This window comes from uncultured Thiothrix sp. (assembly GCF_937876535.1).
Taxonomy (GTDB): domain Bacteria; phylum Pseudomonadota; class Gammaproteobacteria; order Thiotrichales; family Thiotrichaceae; genus Thiolinea.
The window spans coordinates 337,386-363,361 of the sequence record NZ_CALFHZ010000021.1 but is presented as its reverse complement, the minus strand read 5'-3'; the positions used below and the strand labels follow the sequence as shown (position 1 = coordinate 363,361).

The 25,976-nt window shown below is 43.5% G+C and carries 34 protein-coding genes; 16 read left to right on the top strand and 18 right to left on the bottom strand.

The features are described 5' to 3' along the window. Window positions 1-14: 14 nt before the first annotated feature. From Q0230_RS16265 to Q0230_RS16240, 6 genes are all read left to right on the top strand, one after another. Window positions 15-512, top strand: a complete 498-nt coding sequence (locus tag Q0230_RS16265; RefSeq protein WP_298611512.1) for a universal stress protein — start codon at window positions 15-17, stop codon at window positions 510-512. An 8-nt stretch (window positions 513-520) separates the two neighbouring features. Beyond that, the gene (locus tag Q0230_RS16260; protein WP_298611509.1) at window positions 521-1,582 is read left to right on the top strand and encodes a PotD/PotF family extracellular solute-binding protein; all 1,062 of its coding nucleotides are present in this window, start codon (window positions 521-523) and stop codon (window positions 1,580-1,582) included. A 9-nt stretch (window positions 1,583-1,591) separates the two neighbouring features. Beyond that, window positions 1,592-2,698: a TIR domain-containing protein gene (locus Q0230_RS16255; RefSeq protein ID WP_367274147.1), complete on the top strand. Its 1,107-nt coding sequence runs from the start codon at window positions 1,592-1,594 to the stop codon at window positions 2,696-2,698. A 1-nt stretch (window position 2,699) separates the two neighbouring features. After that, window positions 2,700-3,290 (top strand): formylglycine-generating enzyme family protein, encoded by a 591-nt coding sequence (locus tag Q0230_RS16250; protein ID WP_298611506.1) that lies wholly within the window; start codon window positions 2,700-2,702, stop codon window positions 3,288-3,290. Between the two features lie 135 nt (window positions 3,291-3,425). Continuing rightward, complete coding sequence (locus Q0230_RS16245; RefSeq protein ID WP_298611502.1) at window positions 3,426-3,827, top strand: hypothetical protein; 402 nt, start codon at window positions 3,426-3,428, stop codon at window positions 3,825-3,827. After that, the gene (locus Q0230_RS16240) at window positions 3,820-4,245 is read left to right on the top strand and encodes an HNH endonuclease signature motif containing protein (protein WP_298611499.1); all 426 of its coding nucleotides are present in this window, start codon (window positions 3,820-3,822) and stop codon (window positions 4,243-4,245) included. Before Q0230_RS16245 ends, Q0230_RS16240 begins: the two co-directional genes overlap by 8 nt. Before the next feature lie 130 nt (window positions 4,246-4,375). Here Q0230_RS16240 and Q0230_RS16235 read toward each other — a convergent pair whose 3' ends face one another. The 4 genes from Q0230_RS16235 to Q0230_RS16220 form a co-directional block, all read right to left on the bottom strand. Next, window positions 4,376-5,035 carry an SH3 domain-containing protein gene (locus Q0230_RS16235; RefSeq protein WP_298611495.1) on the bottom strand — a complete coding sequence of 220 codons (660 nt, stop codon included), beginning with the start codon at window positions 5,033-5,035 and terminating at the stop codon, window positions 4,376-4,378. An 82-nt stretch (window positions 5,036-5,117) separates the two neighbouring features. Next, a complete protein-coding gene (locus Q0230_RS16230) occupies window positions 5,118-5,837 on the bottom strand; it encodes a Crp/Fnr family transcriptional regulator (RefSeq protein WP_298611492.1) in 720 nt (239 codons plus the stop codon). Further along, a complete protein-coding gene (locus tag Q0230_RS16225) occupies window positions 5,791-6,255 on the bottom strand; it encodes a hemerythrin family protein (RefSeq protein ID WP_298611489.1) in 465 nt (154 codons plus the stop codon). Before Q0230_RS16225 ends, Q0230_RS16230 begins: the two co-directional genes overlap by 47 nt. Window positions 6,256-6,334: 79 nt before the next feature. Then, window positions 6,335-7,546, bottom strand: a complete 1,212-nt coding sequence (locus Q0230_RS16220) for an NnrS family protein (protein ID WP_298611486.1) — start codon at window positions 7,544-7,546, stop codon at window positions 6,335-6,337. A 122-nt stretch (window positions 7,547-7,668) separates the two neighbouring features. On the opposite strand from Q0230_RS16220, the gene Q0230_RS16215 reads away from it, so the two are divergent. From Q0230_RS16215 to Q0230_RS16205, 3 genes are read left to right on the top strand one after another with little or no spacing between them, the layout of a single operon-like run. Beyond that, window positions 7,669-8,034, top strand: a complete 366-nt coding sequence (locus Q0230_RS16215; protein ID WP_298611483.1) for a TfoX/Sxy family protein — start codon at window positions 7,669-7,671, stop codon at window positions 8,032-8,034. A 38-nt stretch (window positions 8,035-8,072) separates the two neighbouring features. Continuing rightward, window positions 8,073-8,756 carry an HAD family hydrolase gene (locus tag Q0230_RS16210; protein WP_298611480.1) on the top strand — a complete coding sequence of 228 codons (684 nt, stop codon included), beginning with the start codon at window positions 8,073-8,075 and terminating at the stop codon, window positions 8,754-8,756. 32 nt (window positions 8,757-8,788) lie between these two features. Next, entirely contained in the window at window positions 8,789-9,241 is a 453-nt protein-coding gene (locus Q0230_RS16205; RefSeq protein WP_298611477.1) for an EVE domain-containing protein, read from the top strand. 118 nt (window positions 9,242-9,359) lie between these two features. Here the strand turns inward: Q0230_RS16205 and Q0230_RS16200 are convergent, their stop codons facing one another. From Q0230_RS16200 to Q0230_RS16185, 4 genes are all read right to left on the bottom strand, one after another. Continuing rightward, on the bottom strand, window positions 9,360-9,776 hold the full coding sequence (locus Q0230_RS16200) for an MAPEG family protein (RefSeq protein WP_298611474.1): 417 nt from the start codon (window positions 9,774-9,776) through the stop codon (window positions 9,360-9,362). A gap of 282 nt (window positions 9,777-10,058) precedes the next feature. Next, window positions 10,059-11,189: a serine hydrolase gene (locus Q0230_RS16195; RefSeq protein WP_298611471.1), complete on the bottom strand. Its 1,131-nt coding sequence runs from the start codon at window positions 11,187-11,189 to the stop codon at window positions 10,059-10,061. A 6-nt stretch (window positions 11,190-11,195) separates the two neighbouring features. Beyond that, a complete protein-coding gene (locus tag Q0230_RS16190; protein ID WP_298611469.1) occupies window positions 11,196-11,414 on the bottom strand; it encodes a helix-turn-helix transcriptional regulator in 219 nt (72 codons plus the stop codon). 5 nt (window positions 11,415-11,419) lie between these two features. Then, a complete protein-coding gene (locus Q0230_RS16185) occupies window positions 11,420-11,950 on the bottom strand; it encodes a hypothetical protein (RefSeq protein ID WP_298611466.1) in 531 nt (176 codons plus the stop codon). A gap of 84 nt (window positions 11,951-12,034) precedes the next feature. On the opposite strand from Q0230_RS16185, the gene Q0230_RS16180 reads away from it, so the two are divergent. From Q0230_RS16180 to Q0230_RS16165, 4 genes are all read left to right on the top strand, one after another. Next, window positions 12,035-12,862 carry an alpha/beta hydrolase gene (locus Q0230_RS16180; protein ID WP_298611463.1) on the top strand — a complete coding sequence of 276 codons (828 nt, stop codon included), beginning with the start codon at window positions 12,035-12,037 and terminating at the stop codon, window positions 12,860-12,862. Window positions 12,863-12,867: 5 nt separating this feature from the next. After that, window positions 12,868-13,434, top strand: a complete 567-nt coding sequence (locus Q0230_RS16175; protein ID WP_298611461.1) for a hypothetical protein — start codon at window positions 12,868-12,870, stop codon at window positions 13,432-13,434. Between the two features lie 66 nt (window positions 13,435-13,500). Beyond that, window positions 13,501-14,046 (top strand): hypothetical protein, encoded by a 546-nt coding sequence (locus Q0230_RS16170; RefSeq protein ID WP_298611458.1) that lies wholly within the window; start codon window positions 13,501-13,503, stop codon window positions 14,044-14,046. A gap of 9 nt (window positions 14,047-14,055) precedes the next feature. Beyond that, window positions 14,056-14,721: a hypothetical protein gene (locus tag Q0230_RS16165; protein WP_298611455.1), complete on the top strand. Its 666-nt coding sequence runs from the start codon at window positions 14,056-14,058 to the stop codon at window positions 14,719-14,721. A 26-nt stretch (window positions 14,722-14,747) separates the two neighbouring features. Here the strand turns inward: Q0230_RS16165 and Q0230_RS16160 are convergent, their stop codons facing one another. Both Q0230_RS16160 and Q0230_RS16155 read right to left on the bottom strand, forming a co-directional pair. After that, window positions 14,748-16,037 carry an AarF/ABC1/UbiB kinase family protein gene (locus tag Q0230_RS16160; protein WP_298611452.1) on the bottom strand — a complete coding sequence of 430 codons (1,290 nt, stop codon included), beginning with the start codon at window positions 16,035-16,037 and terminating at the stop codon, window positions 14,748-14,750. Beyond that, window positions 16,034-16,771 (bottom strand): TetR/AcrR family transcriptional regulator, encoded by a 738-nt coding sequence (locus Q0230_RS16155; protein WP_298611449.1) that lies wholly within the window; start codon window positions 16,769-16,771, stop codon window positions 16,034-16,036. Before Q0230_RS16155 ends, Q0230_RS16160 begins: the two co-directional genes overlap by 4 nt. A 119-nt stretch (window positions 16,772-16,890) precedes the next feature. On the opposite strand from Q0230_RS16155, the gene Q0230_RS16150 reads away from it, so the two are divergent. Next, window positions 16,891-17,406 carry a DUF2867 domain-containing protein gene (locus Q0230_RS16150; RefSeq protein WP_298611446.1) on the top strand — a complete coding sequence of 172 codons (516 nt, stop codon included), beginning with the start codon at window positions 16,891-16,893 and terminating at the stop codon, window positions 17,404-17,406. A 135-nt stretch (window positions 17,407-17,541) separates the two neighbouring features. On the opposite strand, the gene Q0230_RS16145 is transcribed toward Q0230_RS16150, so the two are convergent. Both Q0230_RS16145 and Q0230_RS16140 read right to left on the bottom strand, forming a co-directional pair. Then, window positions 17,542-18,804, bottom strand: coding sequence for an ATP-binding protein (locus Q0230_RS16145; RefSeq protein WP_298611443.1), 1,263 nt, complete (start codon window positions 18,802-18,804; stop codon window positions 17,542-17,544). Beyond that, the gene (locus Q0230_RS16140; RefSeq protein ID WP_298611440.1) at window positions 18,804-19,433 is read right to left on the bottom strand and encodes an RNA ligase family protein; all 630 of its coding nucleotides are present in this window, start codon (window positions 19,431-19,433) and stop codon (window positions 18,804-18,806) included. The genes Q0230_RS16145 and Q0230_RS16140 overlap by 1 nt, the downstream gene beginning before the upstream one ends. 293 nt (window positions 19,434-19,726) lie before the next feature. Between Q0230_RS16140 and Q0230_RS16135 the strand changes: the two genes are divergently transcribed. Both Q0230_RS16135 and Q0230_RS16130 read left to right on the top strand, forming a co-directional pair. Continuing rightward, window positions 19,727-19,963 (top strand): AbrB/MazE/SpoVT family DNA-binding domain-containing protein, encoded by a 237-nt coding sequence (locus Q0230_RS16135; RefSeq protein ID WP_298611436.1) that lies wholly within the window; start codon window positions 19,727-19,729, stop codon window positions 19,961-19,963. After that, window positions 19,960-20,376, top strand: a complete 417-nt coding sequence (locus tag Q0230_RS16130; protein ID WP_298611432.1) for a type II toxin-antitoxin system VapC family toxin — start codon at window positions 19,960-19,962, stop codon at window positions 20,374-20,376. Before Q0230_RS16135 ends, Q0230_RS16130 begins: the two co-directional genes overlap by 4 nt. A gap of 82 nt (window positions 20,377-20,458) precedes the next feature. Here Q0230_RS16130 and Q0230_RS16125 read toward each other — a convergent pair whose 3' ends face one another. The 6 genes from Q0230_RS16125 to Q0230_RS16100 form a co-directional block, all read right to left on the bottom strand. Further along, entirely contained in the window at window positions 20,459-22,606 is a 2,148-nt protein-coding gene (locus Q0230_RS16125; RefSeq protein ID WP_298611429.1) for a winged helix-turn-helix domain-containing protein, read from the bottom strand. 188 nt (window positions 22,607-22,794) lie between these two features. Beyond that, on the bottom strand, window positions 22,795-24,162 hold the full coding sequence (locus tag Q0230_RS16120; protein WP_298611426.1) for a radical SAM protein: 1,368 nt from the start codon (window positions 24,160-24,162) through the stop codon (window positions 22,795-22,797). A gap of 11 nt (window positions 24,163-24,173) precedes the next feature. Beyond that, window positions 24,174-24,479, bottom strand: coding sequence for a hypothetical protein (locus Q0230_RS16115; protein ID WP_298611423.1), 306 nt, complete (start codon window positions 24,477-24,479; stop codon window positions 24,174-24,176). After that, the gene (locus tag Q0230_RS16110; protein ID WP_298611420.1) at window positions 24,472-25,173 is read right to left on the bottom strand and encodes a prolipoprotein diacylglyceryl transferase family protein; all 702 of its coding nucleotides are present in this window, start codon (window positions 25,171-25,173) and stop codon (window positions 24,472-24,474) included. The genes Q0230_RS16115 and Q0230_RS16110 overlap by 8 nt, the downstream gene beginning before the upstream one ends. Then, window positions 25,173-25,502, bottom strand: a complete 330-nt coding sequence (locus tag Q0230_RS16105) for a hypothetical protein (RefSeq protein WP_298611417.1) — start codon at window positions 25,500-25,502, stop codon at window positions 25,173-25,175. Before Q0230_RS16105 ends, Q0230_RS16110 begins: the two co-directional genes overlap by 1 nt. A gap of 100 nt (window positions 25,503-25,602) precedes the next feature. Then, window positions 25,603-25,926, bottom strand: coding sequence for a hypothetical protein (locus tag Q0230_RS16100; protein ID WP_298611414.1), 324 nt, complete (start codon window positions 25,924-25,926; stop codon window positions 25,603-25,605). Window positions 25,927-25,976 lie beyond the last annotated feature (50 nt).

The window sequence follows — 25,976 nt, the reverse complement described above, 5'->3', positions numbered from 1 at the left end:
ATAGGTGAAAGCGGATGACCAGTAATTTTGACTATGGGCGCCCCGAAAATTGGGATGATCCACTAGTAATGCCCAATATACCCGATCTTTTAGAGCGTATCTTAGTGGCGGTAGATGGCTCCTATCAATCCGAACGAGCTATCTCACAAGCCGCTTTTTTGGCGAAATTAACTCAAGCGGAAGTGATTGTGGTAGTGGCTTATAACCCAATTACTAAGCTGCACCGACGTGGGCTATTACCTAGTGAGGAAATCATTGAGTCCATGCGTTTGGATGCACACGAGTTAGCTAATGAAGCCACTGCTTTATTGACTACTAAAAATATCAAGGTACGTGCCATTGCCGCACGGGGTGATCCAGCCGAAGCTATCGTCACTTTAGCGGAAGAGGAAAAAGTTTCGTTGATCATTATGGGGCATCGCGGCTTAGGCAATCTCAAACGCTTTCTCCTAGGCTCGGTGACCGAGCGGGTATTACAAACCTCGTCTATTCCTGTCTTAATCCAACCTTAGGAGTCACTATGATTACCAGACGAAACTTTCTTCGTCTCTCCGCGTTGGTAACGGTAGGCTCGATGGTGACGGCTTGTGGTAGCAAACAAGAAGATGCGCGCCTGTCCTTCCTGAATTGGCAGGATTATATCGGCACCGACACCATTCGCGATTTTGAAAAAACTAGTGGTGTTAAAGTCACCTATCAAAATTACTCTTCCAATGACCAACTCATTTGGATGTTGGGACAAGCCAGCTCCCAACGCATTACGGTCGCTGGCTATGATTTGTGCGTACCGTCCGAGTATGCCATGTTGGCACTACACCGCATTGGCTTGATCAAAGACTTTAGCGCGGGTGGCATCAAGGGTATTGAAAATCTCACCCCTGCCTTACAAAAACGGGCGAGTGATCCAGCTAATGCATTCTCAGTACCTTGGGCTTTAGGCACAACCGGCATTGCTTGGGATAGCCGAGTCATGACAGAAACCCCTGATTGGGCTATCTTTTTAGACCCTAAATTAGCCGGCAAAATGAGCCTGCTAGATGAGTCAGTCGATGGGATGATGGTTGGCTTATTGGCTTCGCAATTAACGCCTAATGCCAGCGATGAAACTAGCTTGCAAACTGCGGTAGCGACCTTGAAAAAAATGCGCCAGCAGACTGCTCTCAACTCAAAAACTTATTTGCGGGATTTGGTGAGTGGGCAATTATCAGTGGCGATGGCCTATTCCAGCGATTTTGTGATCGCCAGCAAACTCAACCCCAATTTGAAATTTGTTATTCCACAATCCGGTGGTCTGCAATGGACGGACTGCATGGTTATTCCCTCCAAAGCCCCGCGCCCGAAACGCGCAGAAGAGTTTATAAACTTTGTGCTACAACCCGAAATTTCCGCTGGCATTTCTAATACTGCGCATGTGAATACAGGCAATGCGGCTGCTTATAATTTAATTGCCCCTGAAGTACGCAATAATCCAGCGATCTTTCCTGATGCCACCGAAATGGCGCGTGCTTATCCTTTGGCAGTTCACGATGATGTCGCACTCAGACGGATTAATGAGGCTTGGCGACAAGTTCAAAATGTGTGAGTAGTAGTTATTATTAATATACAGGATGAAGCATGGAAAGATGCTTTGCAGCGCCATTTGAAGGTATTGCAGTCGCATAATGCTTTTTCGATTTGGGATGATCGGCAAATTGAAGTGGGTGCGAATTGGCTGCCTGCGATTGAAACTGCGATTGAGCAAGCCAAGGTCGCTTTACTGCTGGTCAGCAGTGACTTTCTGACTTCAGAGTTTGTGAAACGTCAAGAAATTCCGCGCTTTCTACAACGGCGTGAAGCTGAAGGCTTACAAATTGTACCAATTATTATCAAACCCTGTGCATGGCAGGCCGTGTCTTGGTTGGCTGCGTTGCAAGGTGGCACAAAAGATAATCGCCCTTTGGCACAATTTGCTTTGGGTTCGTTTGAGTCTGAGCAGGCGTTTAGTGAAATTACGCTGAAGGTTTATAACTTGTTGCAAGCGGCACAGCAGGCCGAAGAGGCTAAGCGTTTAGCTGAGTTGTCGAGGCTAGCTGAGCAAGAGCGCTTAGAACAAGAACGTTTGCAGCGTGAGGCGGAAGCAAGACGTTTAGCGCAGGAGCAAGCAGAACGCGAAGCAACGGAACGCGCACGGCAAGCCGAGTTACAATGGCAACACGATTTAGCTGAGCAAGCTAAACGCGAGCAGCTTGAACGTGAGCGCTTAGCGGCAGCCGAGCGTGCTAAAGTGGAACAACTTGAACAAGAACAAGCGGCGGCTAAAAAAGCGGAACAAGAGCGTTTAAATCGTGAGCAAGCTGAGTTAAACCGCTTGGGGCGTGAGCGTCAAGAAGCAGAAAAGGGAGCATCGGGTTCAGGCAAAAAATCTACTTGGCTCTGGGGAGGAATAGGTGCAAGTGTCTTGCTAGGGGTGGTGATTGGGATAATTCAGAGTAAAGCACCAGAGACTCCACCAGTTCCACCCAATACAACAGCAAGTTCTCCCCATGCTATCCAAACCAAACCTACTCCAGAAAAAGTAGCTGAGCCAGACAAGCCCGCTATTCCATTGCCAGATATGATTACTATCCAAGGTGGCTCTTTTGAAATGGGCTGTAGTAATGGCAAAGATTGTTATGATAATGAAAAGCCGGTGCGAACGGTGCCAAGTAGCTGCGTTTGAGATGAGCAAAACGGAGGTGACATTTGCACAATGGGATGCCTGTGTAGCAGATGAGGGTTGTGGTGGTTATAAGCCGGATGATGAGAAGTGGGGACGAGATAATCGCCCTGTGATCAATGTTAGTTGGGACGATGCACAAAGCTATGTGAAATGGCTAAGCAAGAAAACGAGTTTAAATTATCGCTTACCGACTGAAGCTGAGTGGGAGTATGCAGCTAGGGCTGGAACTAAAACAAGCTATTTCTGGGGGAATGCTATTGGCAACAATAAAGCCAACTGTGATGGTTGTGGTAGCCAATGGGATAATAAACAGACTGCTCCAGTTAATAGTTTTCCTGCTAATTCATGGGGATTAGTGGACATGCATGGAAATGCTTGGGAGTGGGTACAAGATTGCTACTATAGTAACTATCAATCAGCTCCCTTGGATAGTGTAGCATGGGAAAAGTGGTGGAGTTTGAATTGTGACCGTGTGTTGCGCGGTGGTTCTTGGAACTTCAAGTCCCGGTACTTGCGCTCGGCTTACCGTTTCAGGGGCGGCCCGACTGTTCGTGGCAGCCTTATTGGTTTTCGGATTTCCAGGACACTTTAACCTTTTTTCTTTATTCTTTTACCCTTTGACCTTTCAGGTTGGCCTAGTTATAGGATAGACAATGGATAGGGGGTATGGGGCAACGCCCTTCTAAACATGCTATGCTCTGACTCAACTAGTGAGAGGTTATACTTGATGTCCAGCGTCCAAATCACGACCCAAGTTTCCACTGAACAATTATTGCATGGCGTAGCTAGTTTACCTGCTGCTGAATTAGATCAATTTGTTGCTAAAGTGCTGGCTTTGCGTGCCAAACTCAGAGCACCTAGCCTATCCGAACAAGAAGCACAGTTGCTGAAGCAGATCAATCAAGGTTTAGCTACTCAACAACTCCAGCGCTTCACAGAGCTTGACCATAAACGCCAAGATGAAACGCTGAGTGAACTTGAACACCAAGAGCTATTAGCTTTAATTGCGCAAATGGAGCAACTGAATGCAGTCCGCATACAGAGCCTTGCGCAATTAGCCATGCTGCGCCAAGTAAGCTTAACGACTTTAATGAATAATTTAGGCATCAAAGCACCGGATTATGCCTGAGCAACGCGTGACTACCCATCAACGCCAGCAAGTCGCTGAGCGTGCCCGAGGTTGTTGTGAATATTGTTTGAGTCAAGCTCAATTTTCACCAAATCCCTTTAGCATTGAACATATTCACCCACGCTCAGCCGGTGGTGCAACCCAGTTAGATAATCTAGCACTCTCCTGTGCGGGCTGTAATGCTCATAAATACAATAAAACCCAAGCCCTAGACCCTATCTCTAACAAATTAGTAGCCTTATTTCACCCACGCACACAGCACTGGACAGAGCACTTCACATGGAATGAAACCTATACACTGGTTCTTGGTTTAACACCGACTGGACGAGCCACTGTAGAGACCTTGCAGTTGAATCGGGTGACCTTGCAAAATTTGCGAGCAGTACTGTATACCGCAGGGCTGCATCCGCCGGAATAATCTCAAAGCGAGTGAAAGCGACTCCGCTTCGGCAAGTTTGAACGGCTCGCCATACCAACTTTGCAATTACCTAACTTGGCATGACACGCTTGCATCGTGACCCTGTAAATGTTTATAGATGATCTTAAAATCAGTCACCCGCTAAAAACGAGGTCATTTTCCACTTACCGCCTTTTTTCTCGAAGAAGGCGCGGTAATCAATTGGACTACGTGCATAGCTTGCAGCAATATAGCCTTTTTTTCCATTGGGTGCTTTAACAGGTACCCAATTACCCGTCCATTGTGTGCCTTGCACAAGCGGTAAGATGACATAGCTGACCGTTGCCAGCACCTTACTTTTCGTATCCGGCTTTTCACGAATGCGTACCTCTTTACCCACAACTGCAATATTCTCGAAACCGTCCAAATTTTCTGGCCAAGCTGCCGCTATATAAGGTGCATTGAAAGTGTTGCGATCCGTAAATTTCCCACCTAAAGCTAACACTAGGCCAAGCTCTTTCCATAACGGGCTAGTCTTCGTATTGGCTTGATTCAATTTCCAAATTTTCTTGAAATTAGCAAAGCCATTGTCATCCCCAAAGCCATTTTGAATGTGGGCATCCACCACTGCTAAAACAGCTTTCGCATCATGCCGCGCTACTGCCGAACTCAATTGCTGGCGGAATGCCAAAAAATCAGCTTGTTTAGCAGCCTCATCTACCGGCTTGAATGAATGTGGTGCAGCAAAAGCACTGTTAAGCGTCAGGCAGAAGGCAAAGCTAACTGCCAACAGTTTATTGAATGGTTTCATCGTTTTCCCTCGCACGATTAAAGCTTTAAGGCGAGTATAATTCACTTCTAGCAAAGAAAATGCTTATTTTGAAAGAACTTGCTTACTCTTCCAGCTCGACCAGTTTCTGCAACTCCACCCGATCTAATAATTCAATCACTTGCTCTTCAACCCGAATCAACGCTTGCTCACTTAAGCGCTTTAAAATGCGTGAAAGCGTTTCTGGCTTAATCGACAAGCGCGAAGCTAGCACATGTTTGGGAACATCTAACAAAATGGCATTTTCTGCATAAGTAGGCGCTTCTAACAACCAAGTCAGCAAGCGGAAAGTTGCATTATGCAAAGTCAGGCGATCCACTTCGGTTAGCAGCCAATGCATGCGTTTGCTCATCAAACCCATGAGGTGAAAGCACACATCGACCGAAGAGCGTAAGATTTGCTGATATTGATCGGCATTAATCCCAACCACTTGAGATGATTTTAAAGCGACTGCATGCACTGGATACTGCTGCCCACCAAGGAATAAAACAGCTTCGGCAAAACTATTACCCGCGCTAATAATCTCCACGATTTTCTCATCGCCGTTCGGGGTTAAGCGAAACAGTTTGATAAACCCCTCAGTACAAATAAAGATTTGCTCTAAGCGCTGACCTTGTTGGAATAAGAACTCGCCTTCGGCTAACTCATAAACGCTAGCTGTGTTTAAGAGCGCCTTAAATTGCTCAGGTTCAAGGGCATTTAACAGCGGCGCTTGTTTTAATAAATTTAAACTAGGTTCAGTGAGTATCATGCCTGCGTAATTCGTCAATCCGAGTAACTTCATTAGGAATCGGGAACTGGCTTAAAAACTGCGCGGTAATAAAATCCATCGTGGAAATATGTTGCTGTAGCCATTGCCGCCAGGTTTGAATATAAGCCCGCAAAGTCTCCCGATTTGCTGCCTGATCCCAAGCAGACTGCACAGATTTTAACTCCTGCAAAGCTTGCACATGCTCAGCAGCATGCATGGGATAAGCGAAGAAATGATACTCCTGCATCAAGAAATTTTCGCGCTCAAAATGGGCTTGAGTGTGGGCGACCCAGACGTTTAAGTGTGCACTAATAGCTGCATCATTATTGTCACCATTAAGCTGTGCCAGTAGCTGGTTGACCAGCGACAGTTCCTCACCATGTACACTATTCATAAACTCTAAACCGACTTGGGGCAAATTAACTGAGAAATCTAAAGTAGCGCTAGCCATGACAAACTCCTTAATGGCATTTGAAAAGAGCAAATTAAGGAGTTTGTGCAGTGTTCACCTTGATGTGAGTCAAGCAGGCTTAGCCGGAGCGGCCATCCACTCTGGCATACCACCACATAGGTGCGTATACCCAGACAAAACCTGCAAAGGTAGTAATCCATAAATATTGGGCAGCCAGAATCCAAATAGCTTGCCCTATCGGTAGCCACCAGACCAAAAATACTCGAATCAAAGCACCTAAACCTAATAAAGCAAACAGCACCAACAGTATCGCTGGCGGATTAGCCACCTCGCGCCCCGTATGCCCTAAACTCACCCGCGCCATCATTCCGAGCGTCATCAGACCAATCCCGCCATACGCAAAGGCATGCACCGCAAGCCACGGTGAAACACCCGAAATTAAGCTCAGAAACTTCAGCACAAAACCCAGCACCAGCCACGCATAAGCTAAATACAACACCCAAAGCAGTGGCTTTTTCCAAATCAAGGGGTGATACCAACCATGCAAACGCACACTGTGCAGTACCACTTGTAGTACCGCTAGAGCAGCAACAAGGTAAATAACTAATTGATTACCCGTGCTCATTGCCACTAAATCTAGTAAAGCAAAAACTAAAAACAGGACTAAGCTAGCCCGATCTAACCACGGATAATTGCGTGCTACAAAAGGAACGCCAAGGCCTTTTTCAATGAAAAACGGAATCACCCGCCGCCCCATCGTCAAAATCAGCGCAATCACTAAATAAAAGCTTAGATACAACCCGAGCACTGATCCCAAAGGCCAATAACCTAATAAACCTAAATAAAACAACATATTGGCAAGAGTCAGCAAGCCAACTTTGGCGAGAATCCCTGCTTGTTTCCATTGCTTAGCCAGTATAATTGGCCTAGCTACCGCTATGAATAAACCGACTAAAAAGGTTAAATCAGCTAAAGCCGTCCACATAAGCGGCAAGCCTGTAAACGGTAAACAGCGTGCCAGCAACCAAACACTTGCCAAAACCGCCAAACCATAACCTTGAACGGTGGCTATCCCTGTCCAGTTTTTCACAGCCGTCAGTAAGAAACCGGCAATCACGGCTAAGGCATAGGCAAAAATCATTTCATGCGCATGCCAAGTCATCGCCGGATACGAAGCGGGTAAGCCCACCCAATTGAAACTATATAAAGCTGTCCACAAAGCCGTGCCAATCACTGCAAACAAACTTGCCGCGAGAAAGAAGGGACGAAAACCTAATTGCCACAGTGCAAAGCGCTTGGTAGGGGTGGTGGGTTCCGTAATTTGCAGCATGCAAGACACCTAAGAATAAATCAAAATGCTCAAGCCTAAGTAACTTCAGTGGCCAAAGCCTTGACTCACATCAAGACGCAATCCTGAATGAACAGCTGGCCGCTTTCACCTACACTTAAGCGATGAGCAAATATTCAGAATACGCCCTTTATCTGTTAGAGCAACTTGAAACACTGGGCGGCGTCCAAATGAAATCCATGTTTGGTGGTGTGTGTTTCACTCAATATGGCTTAGCCTTCGCGATTATGCCCAATGATGTCTTGTACTTCGTAGTGGATGAACTAACTCGCCCTCAATATGAAGACTATGGCATGACCTGCTTCGCTTACGATACAAAAAAAGGCCGTGTGCAAGTGAGGCGTTATTTTGCCGTCCCTGAAGAGGTGCTAGCTGATAGTGATTTATTGTTGCTCTGGGCAAGAGTCGCAATTCAGGCAGCTCAGAAAACATCCGTTAAATCTTCGAAGCGTAAAACTGCTAAACGATGAAGCACTACTTGCGCAACAAAAAGGCTATTCTACTGGATATGAATAGCACGTTTATGTTTGGCGAAGATCGCTTCGGCTCTAAACAAGATTATTCTATTGCTTATCAAGAACTAGGTGGTCGTTTACCTAAACAAATCGCCAATCAATGGCTTAATGCTAGCTTTGCTTATTTAGCCAAGCAATATCCGAACTACCACAAACCTTTTCCTAGCGTGCCGGATGCTTTACGCGCAGTAGCCAATAATCTACCAGAACGGGAAATTGAATTACTCACTCAAACCTTTGCTGCACATGAGCGCGGTTATCTGCCAACTGATTACGCAGCAGCACTCCAGCAATTGAGTCAGAGCTTTCGCTTAGGTGCAGTTATAGATATTTGGTCACCAAAAGATAGTTGGTTAAGCTACCTCAAACAACAACAAGTCCTGAATCTCTTTGAAGTGCTTTCCTTTTCTTCGGATCATGGCTATGTCAAGCCTTCACCCTATGGTTTCCAGTTAGTGCTTAAGACCATGCAACTAGCACCTCAGGAAGTTGTATTCATTGGTGACTCTGTCCGCCGCGATTTAGCGGGAGCCAATGCAACAGGTATAGATTGCATTTTAGTGGGTGGCGCAACCTCGCCTCAGGCTATTGCTTCCTTTGCAAACTTACTAAGCTTTTGTGAGTTTGTATTCGCTTCAAACCCTCCTGACATACTGCTGTCAGCAGCTGATGAGTAAACTAAGCTTTTCCAGATTAAAAAGGTTAAAACATGCGCTATTGGATCGGTGTCGCCTCCAAAAATCATGTGCAACGCGGGGTTGATGGGGGATTTTGCCAGCTCTGTCATGGTAAAGCCCAACCGTTAAAACGGATGCAGCAAGGCGATTGGATTATTTATTACTCGCCGAAAGAAAAATTTGAAGCTAACCAGCCTTGTCAGCAATTCACAGCGATTGGTGAAGTGATAGGTACTGAGGTTTATCAGTTTGAAATGGCTCCGGGTTTCATACCTTTTCGACGCGATATGGCTTTTATTGCCAAAGCTAAGCCTACGGATATTCGCTCACTGCTTCAAAAGCTTGACTTTATTCAAGATAAATCCAAATGGGGCTATGTATTTCGTTATGGACATTTAGAAATTTCTGAGAAGGATTTTAAATTGATTGCTGAGCAAATGTTGGGCTATAGCCCCCACGTTCAATCGCTGCTTAAAGCTAGTTAAGACCAGCAAAACGAACCCAAATGAATTAGCAAACCATTGAAGTATTCAAACTCAATCAGCCCAGTCATAAGTTTAAAGCCTTGAAGTAGGCTGCTTTACCCAGCCTACTCTGCGCGAATTAGCTCATTAATAAAGCCAGTAAAACCCAAATCCACATCATCAGCAAAATAGTGAAGCTGACTAAAAAGGTATCACGGCGCTTCAAAAGCTTATTGGTACCTAGATGGATATAAGTATGCACTGCGCGGGCAGCTACGTAAGTCCATGCTAGAAAAACTAAACCTACACTCGCAGTGTGGCTGACGAAGGCCAGCAGCAGGACAACATAAAACAGTACTGGCATTTCAAATAGATTCTCATAATGCTGCTCCGCCTGCTTGGCATAAGCAGGCAGTTCACCTTGATTGAATTTGAAATAACTAGGATCAAGCCCTGCTTTATAGGCTTTTATGCGCATCATTAACAGCCACACACCGACACCAAAGGTGAGAAAAGCCAGCGCAAACGCGGGATACAGAATTGCAAACGACTGCATGTTAATTGTCCTTGGCTAAAAAAACTGATTCTAATAAGATTCAGAATAGGTTCAACAACATAGTTTACTGCTATGCCCTATCCACTTGATCATAAAGCCAAAACCAATGTTTATCGGGGCTTATTCAAAGGCTTAGAGCCGTTACACACATCTGAACCTTGCGAACCTGTAACTTATCTAGCTGTATAGCCGAGCCTTAGCCGATAAAGAATTGACTGAAAAGTGATTAAGCGCTTGCCGGACTATGAGTAGGCCATTACTGCAAGAGTCATCCAAGCATAATCAGTTTTTCCATGACTGTGAACGTAATTGACGCATCACCATCATTCCTAGCATATTCATACTAATCGAGCGGCTAGATAAAACGACTAAGCCACAATCCTGTTTAGGATCAAATCCTAAATAGGCCGTAAAACCACCAACTTGTCCATCATGCCAAATAGTATGCAGGTTACCGATAAAACGATCTAAAGCACTTGCCTGCATCCAAGCAATGCCGGTTTTTCCACTGGCTTGAGCTAGCTGTATTTTCTCTAAGCTATTGGCTAAAGGAGTATTTTTACTTAAATTCGCTTGAATAAACTGCAACATGTCCTCAGCTGTGGAATAAAAAGCCCCTGCGCCTGCTAGCACTTGAAAAGTCCAAGCTTGAGCCAACTCACCTTTAGCCGTATACCCTTGCATAATTTGCGCGGGATTTGCCTTGTTCAAATCGATCCCACTATGCTGCATTTGTAAAGGTTGGAAAACCCTCGCTTGCACCAGTGTTTCTAAACTCTGCCCTGTCACTTGCTCCAGAATATGCCCCAATAAACCCATGCCATAATTCGAATAGACAAAATTGCCCGATTTGCCCAGATCACTAGGGTTTTGTAAGTAGGCATAAATATCCGCCAGTGTGGCTTCATTAAAAGGATTATCTAGCAGGTGTTGCTTACCTACTTTAGCTTCAAGCTGCTTTAGCAACACGTTCGGAACACGCGGAAAACCACTCGTATGTGTGGCGAGCTGGCGCAAAGTAATTGGCTTGACAGCCTCTGCTAAAGGAAGGTTCTGCCCTAGTAACTTCGCTAAACTATCGTCTAGGCTTATAACCCCTTCATCACACAAAATTTGTAAAGCCAGCCCTGTAAAAACTTTACTGACTGATCCAATTTGGAAAATAGCTTGTGCATTAGGTGGCTGAGGATTAGTCGGACTAACCGAGCCATAGCTTTTAAACAAAGTTCTACCTGATTTATAAACGCCTAGCACTAAACCACCACTGGCATGCCGCTTAGTGACTTTCTGGAACTCTTGGTCAATAGCCGCTGCTAAATCACCCCGATCCTTCAAGTTGTGTAAACGATAACGTAGATAGAAAAAACCAGCAATGCTGCTTCCGAGTATTACTAACAATATACTAGCCATCATAGTCATCTAATCCATCTTAGCTGTGGGTTCAAATACCAAAATATCCCCCGGCTGACATTCCAGTACTTCGCAGATTTTTTCCAAGGTTTCAAAGCGCATCCCTTTCACTTTACCTGACTTTAGCAGTGACACATTTTGCTCGGTAATTCCAATGCGCTCGGCAAGTTCTTTAGAACGCATTTTGCGCTTCGCGAGCATCACATCAAGATTGACAATAATCGGCATAAGGTTCACACAATCTGACGGTTATCTTCGGCAATCACAGCGGCTTGCTTTAAGGCATAACCCAACATAATCAATAAAATACCCACTAGGATGATGACAAAATCATTGGTCACTAATCTGACCATCAAAATCTGCTGGCCTTCAGGATTATCCAAGGTGATGACTAAGGCCAATAAAGTACGCATAAACGGGCTGAGTGTTCCAAACAGTACCAAGGATTTGCCAAAGCATTGCACCTGCTTACCAATATTTGGATGCAAATAATCATCTTGCGCAAATAGCTGAAAAACAGCAGCCATCGACCAAAAACCCACGGTCAAAATACCTAATTGAAACGTAGAAATCAGCCAACCTAACACTAAGGCACGGGTTGTCAAACTGATCGGTTCCGTAGTGAGAGTGGTGATATTCCGTGCAATCACTTCTGCGGCTTCTGGAATAAACCAGCCAAGCATATTCAGTAGCAAAACGAGGCTAATAAAGACTCGTGTCACCATAGCTAGCCAACGTGCCATTCGCGGATTAAAAGCAGACATAGTTGCCTCCAAGTTAAATTTGCATTTTAAAATATTATCGTAATACAATAATTTTTACAAATTAAACAGTATGAATGATAATCTATGCCTAATACTCTTTTGTTAAAAGTTTCTATGTGGCTAGCTAGCAGCTTAGTGATCGTGACACTCACCGCTTGTAGCAGCCTGCCAACTACTCCTAACACAACTATAAGAATCAATCAGAGCCGAATTGCTTACCAATATCAACCCAGTCAGCAGGCTCAATTACCAACCGTCGTATTTCAATCTGGCCTAGGGGATGACCACACGGTTTGGCGGGCAGTGCTACAAGGTTTAAACCAACAGGTAGCTACTTTTAGTTATGACCGCCCCGGCTATGGCGCAAGTAGCCAAGCTTCTAGTCCGCGTGACCCTTGCCAGCTTGCGCAAGAACAACATCAACTTTTAAAAGCTGTAGGTGTACGCCCACCTTATCTATTAGTCGGGCATTCCTTGGGTGGTTTGTATGAATACGTGTATGCCACGCTTTATCCTGAGGAAGTGGCAGGTTTGGTCTTACTCGATCCCACCCATCCCCAACATCTAACGCGGATGCAAGCTGAAGCCCCTCAAGCGGCTCGTATGCTGTCGGAGGCAACCTTACTATTTACCTCCACAGCCCGCCAAGAATTCAAGGCTCAACAAACTTGCTTACACCAACTTAAGCCAGAACTAGCCGTCAATATTCCAGTACGTCTATTAGTCAGTTCCAAACGCTCGGTACTAGAACAAGGCGCTTTTGCTCAACTATTGGCTGAACTCGCGCAAGATTGGCAACGCAAAACCCACGCTCCACAGATTCAAGCCATTAACTCAGGTCACTACATTCAAACCGAACAACCACAGGCAGTCGTTGCCGCTATCCATGAACTCTTAACTCTGAAACCGTAACCCTTATGAAAAAATTAGCGCTAATCACTGCCACTTTATGTTTAAGTGCTTGTACTGCGATTCCACTGAAAACTATGTACCGTTTGGCTACAACTGATCCGCTGCAACTTGATCCGCAAGCGTTACGCACGGCTACGCGCATGCCGGATTGGATAGCGCCACGCCCTGAAGGTGCTAAATTAGTAATCACTAGCCAAGCTGAAGGCAAACCGGAGCAAAAAGAAACTTTTGTTCTGCAAGCCATTCCCTTGGCTTTAGAGCAAAAGCAGCTAGAACTTGAAGCCAAATCCGGCTTTAATTTATATGTCTATCGTATCAACCCAGCCGATCTTCCACGCTTAGAGGCTTATCGCGCGAATACCAAAGCCTTAAAAGCAGCGGGTATTAAAGTCAAAGGCAATCTGGGAATTAGTGTGGATGCCTGCCGTAAAATGGCTTTGCCTGAAGGTAAAATTCCAGTGACAAATTATCTACGCTTGGACGAGTCAGGCTATATGCCGCTAGTAGTCGATTATGATTTACGCCAAGAAGTGGATGGGAAAAACTTAGCGGAGTTATTGCCACCCTGCTAACTAAACTAGGCGCAAATTCAGTATACTCATAGGCTTTAAACAAGCTTTGAAGCCTATGAACTAGTTATGCTTTTACCTCAACGCGAAGATTACGCCTATCACTCTCGTTATTGTGAGGAAAATATCTGGTTGCTTTGTCAGCGCGCCGAGTTTACTGATAGTCAGGTGATGGTAATTGCCGCCCAAGCTGATTGTTTCCCAATGCTAAACCAACGTGCTGCTAATTCTGCGCAAGAACCTTTACTGTGGGATTACCATGTAGTCTTACTGTGGCAAAACACCAACCTAAACTATCTAGTCGATTTCGATACCCGCTTAGAATTTTGCACCCCCCTTGAAGCGTATATCCAACAATCTTTTCTAGCTGAGGAATTGATTAATCCTGAATATGTACCGTTATTTCGTGTCATTAAAGCACAAGATTACGCAAGTTATTTCAAATCGGATCGTAGGCACATGAAAACTAAAAAGGGTTGGCTAGCACCGCCTCCACCTTGGCCACCGATTAGTGAAACTGAAAGTAATTTGCATCAATTCACAAATATGGCAGATCAACGCTATGGCAAAGTGCTTAGCGCCACTGCATTATTACAGATTTATCGCAATCCTTAGCTGCTTAACATGACCTTAGAACTCGATCATATTTTTATCGCTACCACCGCCAATGCTCCTGAAGCAGAGCTATTAAAAGACTTTGGTTTAACAGAAGGCACAGCTAATCAACATTTAGGCCAAGGTACTGCCAATCGACGTTTCTTTTTCCAGAATGTTTTTATAGAGTTGCTATATCTCACTGATGAACAGGCCGTACAAAGTGAAATTGTGCGGGGCACACATTTATATGAACGTTTAACACAGCAAGACCTGTCTATATCCCCTTTTGGCATTTGCTTGCGCCCCCAACAAGGAATCCAATATCAAGCTATGTTTTCTTGTTGGGATTATCAGCCGCCCTATTTGCCAGCACATTTAAGTATTCCGATGGCGAGCGATAATCCTTTAACAGAGCCTTTATGGTTCGTCCTGCCATTTGGTATAGCACCTGTATTAGCTCCCACCGATAAACGCCAGCCGCTACAACACCCAAAAGGCTTTCAGCAACTAACTAAACTGCGAATTACACAACCCACTGCACCCATATCAATGACTGCACAACAGGTAAAAAGAATGGAGGGCTTGCAGATTCAGCGAGGCGACGAGCATGTATTAGAATTAAGCTTTGATCATGAGCAAGCAGGTCTAAGCTATGATTTTCGCCCACACCTGCCCTTAGTAATACGCTGGTAATCTAAGACTTAGCCGCCATTTCCTTATTAATTCTCCAACCAATGATGACGCATTCTAACTTCCGCTCCCATACGCTCGAAAATCTTACATAAGCCATACATGGTGCGATCAAAGAAAATAAAATCATTGGCAATTTTATCGAGGCTAGTATTTTGGGCAAGTTTTTGAATAATCTCGCGTGCTTGGCTGGTATAACTGTGGTTTTTGCCAAAATCGAAGCTAGGTTCTTGTAAAGGTAAAGCTGCCCACTGTGCGAACGGGCGCAATATCTCGCGATACCAAGTTTCGTCACTGTGGTGATGATCCATCCCTAATTCACGATAGGCTGCCAAAGCGCTCTCCCGATTATCCAGCACAAAAGCCTTGATCAACACTGGCAAAATACGTACAAATTTCGGATCAAACTGCTTAGTACAACCAAAATCAATCAAACTCACCGTGCCATCCGTTTGAAACAGATAATTACCCGGATTGGGATCAGCGTGTAGGCGATTAAGGGTGCGCACCGAATAAATCAGAATGTCATATAAATTTTGTGCGGCTTGATTACTAGCGGCTTGAGAAGGATTAGTAGCCAGCCACGCATCCAAATGTTGCCCTGTCATTAACTCAGTGGTGAGAATACGAGCAGCGGAAAACTCTTTATAAACCTTAGGAATTTGTACACCTGTTAAACTCAAATGCTCAGCAAACCATTGGGTGGCAGCTGCTTCATGCGCGTAATCCACTTCCTCTAATAAGCGTGCATGAATCTCCTCTAAGGACTGCGCTACCATCTGCGGATTAGGCAAACTGGGAGCTAGTTTGCGCATTAATTTCATATCGCTATCCATCGCGACATGAATGCCTGGATATTGAATTTTCACCGCAACCGGCGTGTCATCCCACAAAGTCGCATGATGTACCTGCCCTAAACTTGCCGCAGCAAACGCTTGATCATTAAAACGTTTGAACAGCATTTCCGGCGGTTTGCCTAGCTGCTCTTGAATAGCTTTGCGTACCAACACGCGATTCAACGGCGGTACTTGATGGAAGGATTTTTCCAACTCTTTACGATAACGTTCCGGCAGAATCTCCACTTCCATACTGAGCATTTGTGCCGCTTTTAAGGCCGTGCCGCGCAATTGAGCCAAGGCCTTAAAAATCAGTTCGGCATTTTTATCGTCAATCGTTTGTTTATCACTTTGCTGGCGCTCCACCGACATAAACGGGCGCTTTACTTTATGCTGTACTTCGCGCAAACCCACTTTTAAAGCGGTTGAACCCATAATGCCTGCCCGCACCCATTTGCCTTCGGGTAATGACTGTTCCATCATTTGCCCTCCATAAAGCGCCGTTTAGCGGTGACTAATTCAGGAGTCTGTGTCATATTTTTTAACAGATCGGCGTGGGTCATAATGTGGGTGCGGAATAGAAAAGAGACTAAATCCAAGAGCTTGCCCACCATACCCGATTGCAAAATGTTGGCAATAATTTCCATACTGCGATCAATCACTTGGGTGGTATTGGCAAAGCCTTCCGAAGTATCTTTCAGCCAATATGCCAAAATCCCAGTCATATAATCCCAGAACAAACGCGGCAATAACTCACGATAAGGCTGCTCAGGAATTTCTCCCGCCTCCAGCGCTGCATCGAGCATATCCACCACCATAGTTGTGAATAAACGTTTGGTTTCCTCAATATGTGTAAAACCCACTACTGGCGCACCAAAACTCAGCTCAAACACCTGCTGCAAAAACTCGCGGGCTGGTAGCCACAAGCGCAAATTAGTCTCCACCAACTGCTGCAACTGCTCTTGCAGAGAATATTCATGGAAATTGCTGATTTCCTTCAGCTCCAACATCACTTGTTGCTGCACATACTCGCAATAGCCATACAGCACTTTTTCCTTGGTGGGAAAATAGTTATAGATGGTCGCATCGCCGACTTTGGCCTCTTTGGCAATCTCGCGCATGGTGGCATTTTTGAAACCACGAATCGTGATCACATCCACCGCCGCCGCGAGAATACGCACCTTCGTAAGCTGCTTATCTTGCTCATTGATCTTCATAGCAATCACCTTAAAGCGAAATTACACTTTTATAATTCCATTATTTATGTATTTTTACAATAGTAATTTCATTAAAATACCTGCAATATAAGTTCACACACTAACAAGAGCTAAATCTTATGCCCAAACAAGTTCACGAAACTGCCGTTCCACCCAACAGCAAAATTACAGCTCTGATCCCAAACTGCTCTTTTTATGATGCCTGGGCGATAGAGTCAGCTGACCTTGCTAGTTCTGCTTTAGAACAGTTTATAAAGACTGCTAGGAAAACGCCGTCTTGGGTGGAGGCTTGCATGAACTTGCGTAATCAAGTTGGTCAGCTAGTTGGTCTTAAAAATCTGGGTGGTTTATCGGGTTTAAGTGACAAACCAAGCGCCGACTATCAACAAGGTGATCGAGTTGGTATTTTTACTTTATTTGAAAATTCGTTTGATGAAGTGCTATTAGGGGATCATGATAAACATTTGGATGTCACCCTAAGCGTACATCGAAGCCTGATCAACTCAGGCCAACAAGTACGTATTACCCTGACAACCGTAGTACATACACATAATTTCCTAGGCAAGCTGTATATGCTTCCGGTGAAACCGATGCACCGTATTATTGCGCCTACGGTATTAGCTAAACTAAGCTGAATACATTAGAAAATAGCGAGGCAAACGGTTGTTGACATGGAAAAAGTGCAAATCGCCGCAGCCGCAAAGTTTGCGAACAATGGTCAAAAATCAGGTAACTGAACTGCTAACGAGTAGCAGTTCTTTTTAAAAGCCTTAATCATTGGTAAAGCCACTCCGCCAAAGCGTCTCACCCTTCGCACCCACCACCCAAAACTGATGCGCCTCATTCACAGTCGGAAATTGATAAGACTCCAACTGCCGATCCAACACCGCATCCGGCACAAAATGCTCTCGCGCCCGATTATTTTTGCGCAACTCCGTTTCAGGCAGTAAGAACACAACTAAGGTCACTAAAGCGTGATAATCACGCCCCAAGTCGGCAACCATTGAGCGAAAGTCTCTACGCAAATTCGTCGCATCCCAAATCACGCCGTGCTTAACACGCAAGGCTGCTTTCAGCGCTTCTTTAGCTTGCTGGCGAATCTCACCACTATGTTCTTGGCTAGCCCGATCCCCATTCCATTGCTCACGCAACTCATCTAAGGAAATGCGCTCGTAGTCTGGATAATGGGTTTGCAACCAAGTCGACTTACCCGAACCACTCAGTCCACAAGTAATCACCAAATGGGCATAGTGTTCACGATGTTGGAAGGTAGTGCTTAAGGCCTCTTCCGCTTGGGTGATTTTGCCACTTGCCAATTCTGCAAGAGCATAAGTTTGCACATACTCTTGAGCGGACGATGAAAGCACGGCTAAAGCGGGTCGAATGTTTGCAAGAGGGTCTGACCGATCCCAGACCCCATAGTATTGGCAAAGCTCACGAAACTCATCGAGCACTAATAAATCCAGTTCCCTATCGACACAAAACCGGCCTTGAATATCGGCACGTTCCAACCAATACAAGAGCTGCATATTCGACTGACGCGCTAGGCTTAAAAACGCGGCTTGATTGCGTTGGCGCAGCACCAATTGGCGCGGCATTTGATGCTCGCCGACTAGATTTAATACGCTCCAAACTACCTTAAAATCGAGCTGCCATTTCATCAACTTAGGCGCTAAATAAGAACGCCCTTTATCCTCATGCCCTGATGAACCAATGCGAATACGACCTTCTTTTTCATAGCTTTTGGTACAAAGCGGCTTGGCAATATCGTGCAAACAAGCACCCAAAATCAGCGCTTGGCGTTCCGTGCCTTGAATAGGTTGTGCCTCGGTGTTTAAGAGTTGATACAACTCATTCAGCACCATGCTGGTATGAATATGTACATCGCCTTCTGCATGCCATTCCGCATCTTGGGGCGTGTCCTTAAAACGCAGCAATAGTGGCAAATCAGCACCCAATTGCGCGACACATTCATCAAAACTTGGCGTGGCATCCTCGGCAAGACGCGCTAACCATGCATTCACCGTTTTCATCACACATCCCCCTTTAAACCATTGGGAATAATCTCAGCAAACATCCAATGCTCGCTGGTTTGTACATGCTTAGCGCGCACCCATTTCGCCATATTTTGCGCGAACTCGTTATAGTGAAATGCTCGGGTCGCGCGCACCACATAACCCTCAGTGGTTTTGGTATCAATCTGAATCGCCCGAATCGCCGCTTCATCCCAAATGCCTTGGTACAACACAGGCGGCGTGTGAATAGACCAGAGCGCAAACCATTCCAAGGTCTCTGCCCAACTCAGACAAATATTCTGTTCATTCCAAATCGAAAAGCCGTAAAAATAGCTCTGCAACTGAGCGTAAATCACCGAATGTTGCGCGTACATATTCTCGCCACACACGCGCCAATCGTTTGGAATTTCATGCTGAAATTGACCATACCACTGCTTGACCCAATCACGAGAGGCATGATGGCGGCTATCCACCGAACGCGCGTGCATCCGCTCACGATACAGTGAGGTATTTTCACCATCCATTTTTTCAGTCACAACGACTTCTAAACCAGCAAACTGTTCGGTATTGATAATGCGAATATCATCGCTGGCAACGCTCGCCGACCACGGCAAATGTGGCGTGCGCGGGTATTTATAAACTGACATAGCTTGTCTTCCTAAACTATTAAAATCACCAGCACGAGCAAAACTGCCTCAACGTTTACTGAGCGAATGCAGGTGCAATTTGTAGTAATTTCGGTTTAGACATTACATGGCTATTAAAGAAGCTTAGGGGTTAAGGATTGAAGATAGGTTGTAATCTTAACCAGATTATAGAAATGCTGACAAGTTCAGACTGATGAAGTGTTTTTTTAGATTATACAATGATAAAAAATTCGATTTGTTATTTTGGGATTTATAATGATATTCTTACTTGGTATTACTTTTGAGTTACTCTTATGGAAACCACTTCTGTTACTAGCAAAGGCCAAGTCACAATTCCACTAAAAATACGCCAGCGTTTAGGGATTCGTAAAGGCAGTAAAGTTTCTTTTGTTTTGTCAGACAACCATGTGGAGTTGCGCGTTAGCAAAACACCTGAGACTGTTGCTACGAGCGGTTTTGGCATGTTGAAAAGCAAGCGCAAAGCTGTTCCGGCTGATTTCGATGTGGCAAGCCTGTTGAGTAAATCATGATTGGGCTAGATACGAATATTCTGGCGCGCTATTACGTGGATGATGAAAACGATGTGGAAGCACAAAAACAGCAAATTGCCGCTAAAAAGTTGTTTGAATCTGGCGGTGATTTAAAAGTAAGTAAAACGGTATTGCTCGAATTTGAATGGGTATTGCGTGGCTATTATCGCTTTGAAGTTCAGGAAATTATTTCAGCTTTTCAGCATCTACTGAGTCAGCCACATATTTATATTGAAGCTCGTGAAGAAGTCGAACAAGCTATTGCTGGATTAGAAGATGGATTGGATTTCGCGGATGCTCTGCATCATGCAAACTACCAAGATTGCGAGGCAATGGCTTCGTTTGATGATCGTAAGTTTGCACGACGGGTTAAGAAATTGGGACTTGCTCCGCGTGTTGTTATCCCTATATAGCGGTTTTCCACCCACTTGTACCAAACGCCTCTCAAGAAAATCAAAGTATTAACTTAATAAAATCAATTTCTTATTACCATTACTAGTCATTATCTGGAAAATAATCTTGCTTTGCTTTATTTGTTAAACTGTAAACCCTTTGAGCAGACTCGCCCTGTCTAGCTACTAACCCAAGTGTTTCATCAAGTTTTTTAGCTCTTTTTCCAATTAATTGATAAGAGCAATCTAACTCCTCAGCTATCTCTTTAGCCTTCATTGGCTTTTCAGTCTTATGCATTTCATGCATAATTCCTATTTCTATTTCAGGCAAAAGTTTAGCATTATCTATTCTTTCTAGCTCACTTCTTAGTGAATCGGCAGTTGAAATTTCTTTCACAGGAGATTGACAATCAGGGCAGCGCATTTTTGTAAACTTCAAGAACTCCAACTCTTCAAAGGGGAAGCTTCTATGGCAAGCAGGATTAATACAAGATAAAGATTTAGACTTCTTCAAAAACATCTCAATAAGACTATCGAAATCAAAAGGTCTAGATACCAAATATTTTCTATATTCAGTTCCTTTTGGATAACCCCACTTCAGAGAGTTTTTCTTACACAGCCCATAATTTAAGCAATACACTGATTGCTTACCGCCATCTTTACTACTCATTTCATTATACTTACTGATAAAGAAATTTAACTCTAACGTTCTAATAAATTGCTCATGTAAAGGATTAAAGTAGAAATGACTAGCAAATGGGTTATGCCTAAAAGGTTCATACAAAACACTAGTTAACTCGCCAATTCTAATTTTCTTTTGAATTTCCTTCATTTCTGCTATAAAGATATCCATCAATTCTTTAAGTTGTAAAATAGAAATTTTTTCATCAATTGACTTTAGAGAGTATGTTGTATTATGAAAAAATGGTTCAATCGTAAAATCATAGTACTTCTCAGCAGCATCTTCTAATGCAGCTTTTGTAATAGGAGAATTATAGGCTATTTTACTTTCATAACAGTAATAAAGGATATAGCCTATGATACGAGGTATATTCATTGATATTTGAAATATCAGTTCATAATAGTCATCAATTGAGTCTTTTTTTGTATCAAAGAAATGCTCAATGGGTTTCGAGGTAAAATGGTTTATACGCTTTTCGATAAGTCTTTTTGTAAAATCTACTGACTTCTCCTCCATAACGCTTTTATTTACTCTAGTAGAGTACAAGTCATAAAAGTCTAAGTAAATTTTATCGATTTTCCCTTGATCAATTTTTCCAAAATATACTCTATTAGGATAAGCTGCTACTTTAAATTTAATGAACTCATCAGACCAATTATTAAGAGGAGCTAATAGAACATCAACAAAAACCCTCATAGACTCATCAGGAATTTCTGAAAAGTCATCAAGTAAAACAACTAAGCTTTTAATATTTAAAATAGATAAAATATCTTTTATTTCATCAATAAAATTCTTTACTTGAAAAACCTTAAGAAATATATCAGAAAACTCTTCTTCAAGATCTAAGTTGTTCTTAGATGATAATTTATCCCCTCTATTAAAACCTTCTTCTGCATCAACACCGAAATCCAACTCTGAAAGTTTAACTGAGCCAGAAAACTTATTAGCATGGCTAAACTCTCTTTCATTAACACTTTCTTGAGAGACCTTCTTATGAGTATTCTTTTTTCTCAAAGTTGGCATTTCTATCATTTTTAAATGGTCATTATTTTCAATACTATTCTGCAGCAATTTTACTCTTTCTAAAACAGTACTTGCTGCACTAAGTCCAAGAATTTTCTTCAATTTCTCCATAGTTGATGTGGTTTTTTTACTAACTTCTTCAATTAAAGACCTTAATACGCTTTGGATAAAATTTTTCTCCAAAACATATTTATTTAAATATTTACTAGGAATTGCCTCATCTAAGTAATCATGGCTAATATATTCTGCTTGAGAAGATTCAAAAACTGTTTTAGTGTCAATATAACAAGATAAAACATTTCCTTTCTTTCTGTACTCTTTTTGAAGCCTTAAAAAAATTGTTGATTTTCCCGTACCTTTCCTGCCTATGAGAAAAGTAGTATTATTAGATAAACATGATTTCAAAATCTGATCATCTGGCAATAAATCCGTATACAAAAGCTCAATCAATTCTTTTCCTTGATCATCTTTTAACTCGGCTCTTCTATATTTCTTCAATGAGTCAACAGCTAAAAAAAATTGATTTTTGTCTTCAGCAGAGTACATTTTGCACCTAATATTTTACATACTATTCTTCAAAGAAAATTTGATACAAGATCAAGCGTGCTAAATCTTATAACAAGCTAAAATTATGATCAATTTAATTTTTAAATTATTTCTAGAAAGGGCTTCAGCTAAGCAATACTCTACAAATAGATTTTTAAAAGTCACTCTGTTTTAACAAAAACATATACCTATCTTACCTGCTCCCGATAAAACAAATTCCAAGTATCAAACGGATAAATCTTGCCATTTGGCTCGACGAAATGCGTACAAGAACGCTTGATCGAACCAATATCAAAATCGTATTTATCCATAAACGCCATAATCACAATACGGAATACATTGTCATAAGTCAGGCCGCCATTGCTTTGAATGCGGGGTAAGCAGCAGAGTAAAGTCTCTAGCTTTTCAGTGGTTTGCTCGCTACAGGCGTCCAGCGAAAATAGCTTAAAGAAGGCTTCTTTGAGGCCAGCGCTTTTCTCAAAAGTAATGGTGTTATCAACACCTTTTAATAATTCATCACGCGGCAATAAACCGGTGACTGGAATAATCTTGTCATCCATACGAATGCCATAACCAATCGAAATATTTTCAGGGTGGCAAGGCAAGGGAATCATATCCGCATCACCGAAGGGATTATCGGCTTCAATAATACGGCTGCGAATTTCACTTAAGGTAATGCGATTAGTAGGTTTGCCATCTTCATTACGCCCCGCATCTTGCACAGGTTGGAAGGTAATCCCACGCACGCATTTCCATTGCTGGGCAAATTGAATAAGCTCACCGATTTCCTCATCATTCACGCCTTTGCGAATCACACAAACCAGTGTGGTGGAAATATTATGCTGCTCCAACTTTTCTAAAGCTTGACGGCGAATAGCGCGCATGTCTTGCCCGCGAATATTCTGCAGCGCTTCGGCCTTTAAAGAATCGAATTGCAAATACACTTCAAAGCCGGGTTTTAAACTGGCTAGCTCTTCAACTAACTGTGGGTCACGAGCAATGCGAATCCCATTGGTATTGAGCATTAAATGGCGGATTGGACTGGCTTTTAAGCGCCGTAAAATTGTCATTAACTCTGGATGTAAAGTCGGCTCACCCCCTGAGACTTGCACCAAATCAGGCTGCTGCTCGCTGGCGAGTAAGGTTTGTAGCATGATTTCAATCTGTTCTAGGCTACGCGGATTGCCTTTGCCCGGTGCAGAGTTCGCGAAGCATACCGGACAGTGCATATTACATTCGTCAATGATTTCAAATAGTGCTAAGCAAGAATGCTGCTCGTGATCAGGGCATAAACCACAATCATGCGGGCAACCTTTATTAATCGCCGTTTGAAATTGGCGCGGCATATCGCCCGGCTTCAAATACTCTTTACAGCGCTTGAAATACTCAATATCGGTCGAGACTAAAGTCTTTTGCACGCCATGCTCAGCACAGCGCTTTTGGTAATACACCTTATCGTTTTGGAAAATGATTTTGGTTGGAACGACGGCAAGGCATTCTTCACATAAAGATTGGGTTTGGCCGTAGAAAATATAAGGGCGGACTTTATTACTCAAAGCAAGAGCCTCTAAGCAGTGAACAACATAATGACGCAGCCGCTAAAGGCTAGGAAGTAAAGCACACCTGTGCCACCAAGTAGCATTAAAAGTGCTTTAGAAGTGGGTTTGCTCAAATCTAAGAACCATTTCAGCGCCATACCATGAATGCCTAATTGAGCTAATAAAGGTATTAAGATAAGGCCGCCCACACTACCGATCACCATCATCAACAACACAATAGCAGGTAATAGTAACAATACCCATAACACCCAAAAAGCCACCTGATCACTGGTGGAACGTAGGTAACTAGCAGGTGCTTGCTTAGGATCAGTCATGATTTTGCCTTGTTATAACTAGCATCATGGCAGCGTAGCCGAGTAAGCCCAAACATAACAACTGGAAAAGATTGAAAGAGCCAAAAACTGCTGAATAAGGTTTCAAGAACTCCCAAATAAACCGCTGGCCTGCATAAAACAATACAAAGATATAAAAACCTTGTGTCTGCCAAAAAACTGGGTATTTAGGGTAACTGACTAATAAAACTATTAAAAAGACCAACATCACACAGGTTTCATAGAGCTGCACGGGGTGGCGTTTCAAACCATCGCCAAAATCAATACCCCAAGGCAAACTTGTTTCAATTCCATAGGTAAAATCGGCTAAGCCTGAAAGAAAGCAGCCAATCCGTCCGACTGCAATCAAGACAATTAAACCGGGTACAAAATACAGCCCTGTAGACTGGCGAATACCTGCGAAATACTTAAAAACCTCTGCACCGACAATGGCACCAAACACCCCACCGAGCATACTTTTAGCTACACCTGCTTGCCCAGACAAATACAGATTCAGCGTGCCGAATAAAATACTACCCCCGATTAAACCGAACAGGAGCACGAGTAAATAGTAGTGATGTTGAGACTCTTGGGTGACACCCACAGGACGTACTAAACCGTATTTACGTCGAAACCAAAAGCTCACCAATACGCCACTCAGCAGTGCGAGCAAGTCGAAAATATAATGAATTAACACTAAGGCCGTCCAAAAGCTTCAGGCAGTAGGCAGCCACCGAAGCCAATCAAAGGCAGTCCAATCGCAGCAAAGACAACCCAGAGTAACAGCTTTGAACCGAGGACATTGCCTTTGAAAAAGTGCCAGGCCGTTTTGAATAATATCAAGAGGCCGGTTAAGACAATAACCGCATCCCAAGCTATATAGCCCCAGTCTTTAGGAAAATAAACATCACCGTTATAGGCGGCAATGATAAAGATTACAAACAAAAAAACAGCAAATGCTCCCACCAACCAAAACAGCCAGAAAAAAATTTTAAGCGGAATGGAATAGCTGATTTTATCCGTCATTGTGAATACCCTTAGACGCCTTAGATAAGGTTTATATTAGTAGCCTAGGCTTAGCTTAAGGCAGGACGATTTCTGCTTCCCTGCTAACTGTTTTCAATAGTTAGTGACCAAAGTTTAGACCCAAGTTCATATTATTTAGGATGAAGCAGCCCCCAAAAGCAATGAAAGGCACGGCAACTACTGCTACCACAATCCATAGGAGCAATTTCGACATTGGTATATCTTTACGCGCGAAATGCAAACCGGTTTTAAGCAGCAAAAACCCTTCCACCACTACGACGAGACCATTCCAAGTTGCCATCACATTAACATCAGAGGCCGTTGCAAGCGTAAAGAAACCAAACAACAATAAGATCAATAAGCCCACTATCCACAACAGCCAGAACAGAATGCTTAAACCAACCGAGTAGGTATTTTCAGACATGGAAGGCTCTCATATGCGTAGGTAAGGATACATAGTGTTAAGCGTAATTT

What these genes read in the sequence shown, in the direction of transcription:
- Q0230_RS16265 (WP_298611512.1), top strand. Translation starts at nt 15, where the DNA reads ATGACCAGTAATTTTGACTATGGGCGCCCCGAAAATTGGGATGATCCA.
- Q0230_RS16260 (WP_298611509.1), top strand. Translation starts at nt 521, where the DNA reads ATGATTACCAGACGAAACTTTCTTCGTCTCTCCGCGTTGGTAACGGTA.
- Q0230_RS16250 (WP_298611506.1), top strand. Translation starts at nt 2,700, where the DNA reads ATGAGCAAAACGGAGGTGACATTTGCACAATGGGATGCCTGTGTAGCA.
- Q0230_RS16245 (WP_298611502.1), top strand. Translation starts at nt 3,426, where the DNA reads ATGTCCAGCGTCCAAATCACGACCCAAGTTTCCACTGAACAATTATTG.
- Q0230_RS16240 (WP_298611499.1), top strand. Translation starts at nt 3,820, where the DNA reads ATGCCTGAGCAACGCGTGACTACCCATCAACGCCAGCAAGTCGCTGAG.
- Q0230_RS16235 (WP_298611495.1), bottom strand. Translation starts at nt 5,035, where the DNA reads ATGAAACCATTCAATAAACTGTTGGCAGTTAGCTTTGCCTTCTGCCTG.
- Q0230_RS16230 (WP_298611492.1), bottom strand. Translation starts at nt 5,837, where the DNA reads ATGAAGTTACTCGGATTGACGAATTACGCAGGCATGATACTCACTGAA.
- Q0230_RS16225 (WP_298611489.1), bottom strand. Translation starts at nt 6,255, where the DNA reads ATGGCTAGCGCTACTTTAGATTTCTCAGTTAATTTGCCCCAAGTCGGT.
- Q0230_RS16220 (WP_298611486.1), bottom strand. Translation starts at nt 7,546, where the DNA reads ATGCTGCAAATTACGGAACCCACCACCCCTACCAAGCGCTTTGCACTG.
- Q0230_RS16215 (WP_298611483.1), top strand. Translation starts at nt 7,669, where the DNA reads ATGAGCAAATATTCAGAATACGCCCTTTATCTGTTAGAGCAACTTGAA.
- Q0230_RS16210 (WP_298611480.1), top strand. Translation starts at nt 8,073, where the DNA reads ATGAATAGCACGTTTATGTTTGGCGAAGATCGCTTCGGCTCTAAACAA.
- Q0230_RS16205 (WP_298611477.1), top strand. Translation starts at nt 8,789, where the DNA reads ATGCGCTATTGGATCGGTGTCGCCTCCAAAAATCATGTGCAACGCGGG.
- Q0230_RS16200 (WP_298611474.1), bottom strand. Translation starts at nt 9,776, where the DNA reads ATGCAGTCGTTTGCAATTCTGTATCCCGCGTTTGCGCTGGCTTTTCTC.
- Q0230_RS16195 (WP_298611471.1), bottom strand. Translation starts at nt 11,189, where the DNA reads ATGATGGCTAGTATATTGTTAGTAATACTCGGAAGCAGCATTGCTGGT.
- Q0230_RS16190 (WP_298611469.1), bottom strand. Translation starts at nt 11,414, where the DNA reads ATGCCGATTATTGTCAATCTTGATGTGATGCTCGCGAAGCGCAAAATG.
- Q0230_RS16185 (WP_298611466.1), bottom strand. Translation starts at nt 11,950, where the DNA reads ATGTCTGCTTTTAATCCGCGAATGGCACGTTGGCTAGCTATGGTGACA.
- Q0230_RS16180 (WP_298611463.1), top strand. Translation starts at nt 12,035, where the DNA reads ATGCCTAATACTCTTTTGTTAAAAGTTTCTATGTGGCTAGCTAGCAGC.
- Q0230_RS16175 (WP_298611461.1), top strand. Translation starts at nt 12,868, where the DNA reads ATGAAAAAATTAGCGCTAATCACTGCCACTTTATGTTTAAGTGCTTGT.
- Q0230_RS16170 (WP_298611458.1), top strand. Translation starts at nt 13,501, where the DNA reads ATGCTTTTACCTCAACGCGAAGATTACGCCTATCACTCTCGTTATTGT.
- Q0230_RS16165 (WP_298611455.1), top strand. Translation starts at nt 14,056, where the DNA reads ATGACCTTAGAACTCGATCATATTTTTATCGCTACCACCGCCAATGCT.
- Q0230_RS16160 (WP_298611452.1), bottom strand. Translation starts at nt 16,037, where the DNA reads ATGATGGAACAGTCATTACCCGAAGGCAAATGGGTGCGGGCAGGCATT.
- Q0230_RS16155 (WP_298611449.1), bottom strand. Translation starts at nt 16,771, where the DNA reads ATGAAGATCAATGAGCAAGATAAGCAGCTTACGAAGGTGCGTATTCTC.
- Q0230_RS16150 (WP_298611446.1), top strand. Translation starts at nt 16,891, where the DNA reads ATGCCCAAACAAGTTCACGAAACTGCCGTTCCACCCAACAGCAAAATT.
- Q0230_RS16145 (WP_298611443.1), bottom strand. Translation starts at nt 18,804, where the DNA reads ATGAAAACGGTGAATGCATGGTTAGCGCGTCTTGCCGAGGATGCCACG.
- Q0230_RS16140 (WP_298611440.1), bottom strand. Translation starts at nt 19,433, where the DNA reads ATGTCAGTTTATAAATACCCGCGCACGCCACATTTGCCGTGGTCGGCG.
- Q0230_RS16135 (WP_298611436.1), top strand. Translation starts at nt 19,727, where the DNA reads ATGGAAACCACTTCTGTTACTAGCAAAGGCCAAGTCACAATTCCACTA.
- Q0230_RS16130 (WP_298611432.1), top strand. Translation starts at nt 19,960, where the DNA reads ATGATTGGGCTAGATACGAATATTCTGGCGCGCTATTACGTGGATGAT.
- Q0230_RS16125 (WP_298611429.1), bottom strand. Translation starts at nt 22,606, where the DNA reads ATGTACTCTGCTGAAGACAAAAATCAATTTTTTTTAGCTGTTGACTCA.
- Q0230_RS16115 (WP_298611423.1), bottom strand. Translation starts at nt 24,479, where the DNA reads ATGACTGATCCTAAGCAAGCACCTGCTAGTTACCTACGTTCCACCAGT.
- Q0230_RS16105 (WP_298611417.1), bottom strand. Translation starts at nt 25,502, where the DNA reads ATGACGGATAAAATCAGCTATTCCATTCCGCTTAAAATTTTTTTCTGG.
- Q0230_RS16100 (WP_298611414.1), bottom strand. Translation starts at nt 25,926, where the DNA reads ATGTCTGAAAATACCTACTCGGTTGGTTTAAGCATTCTGTTCTGGCTG.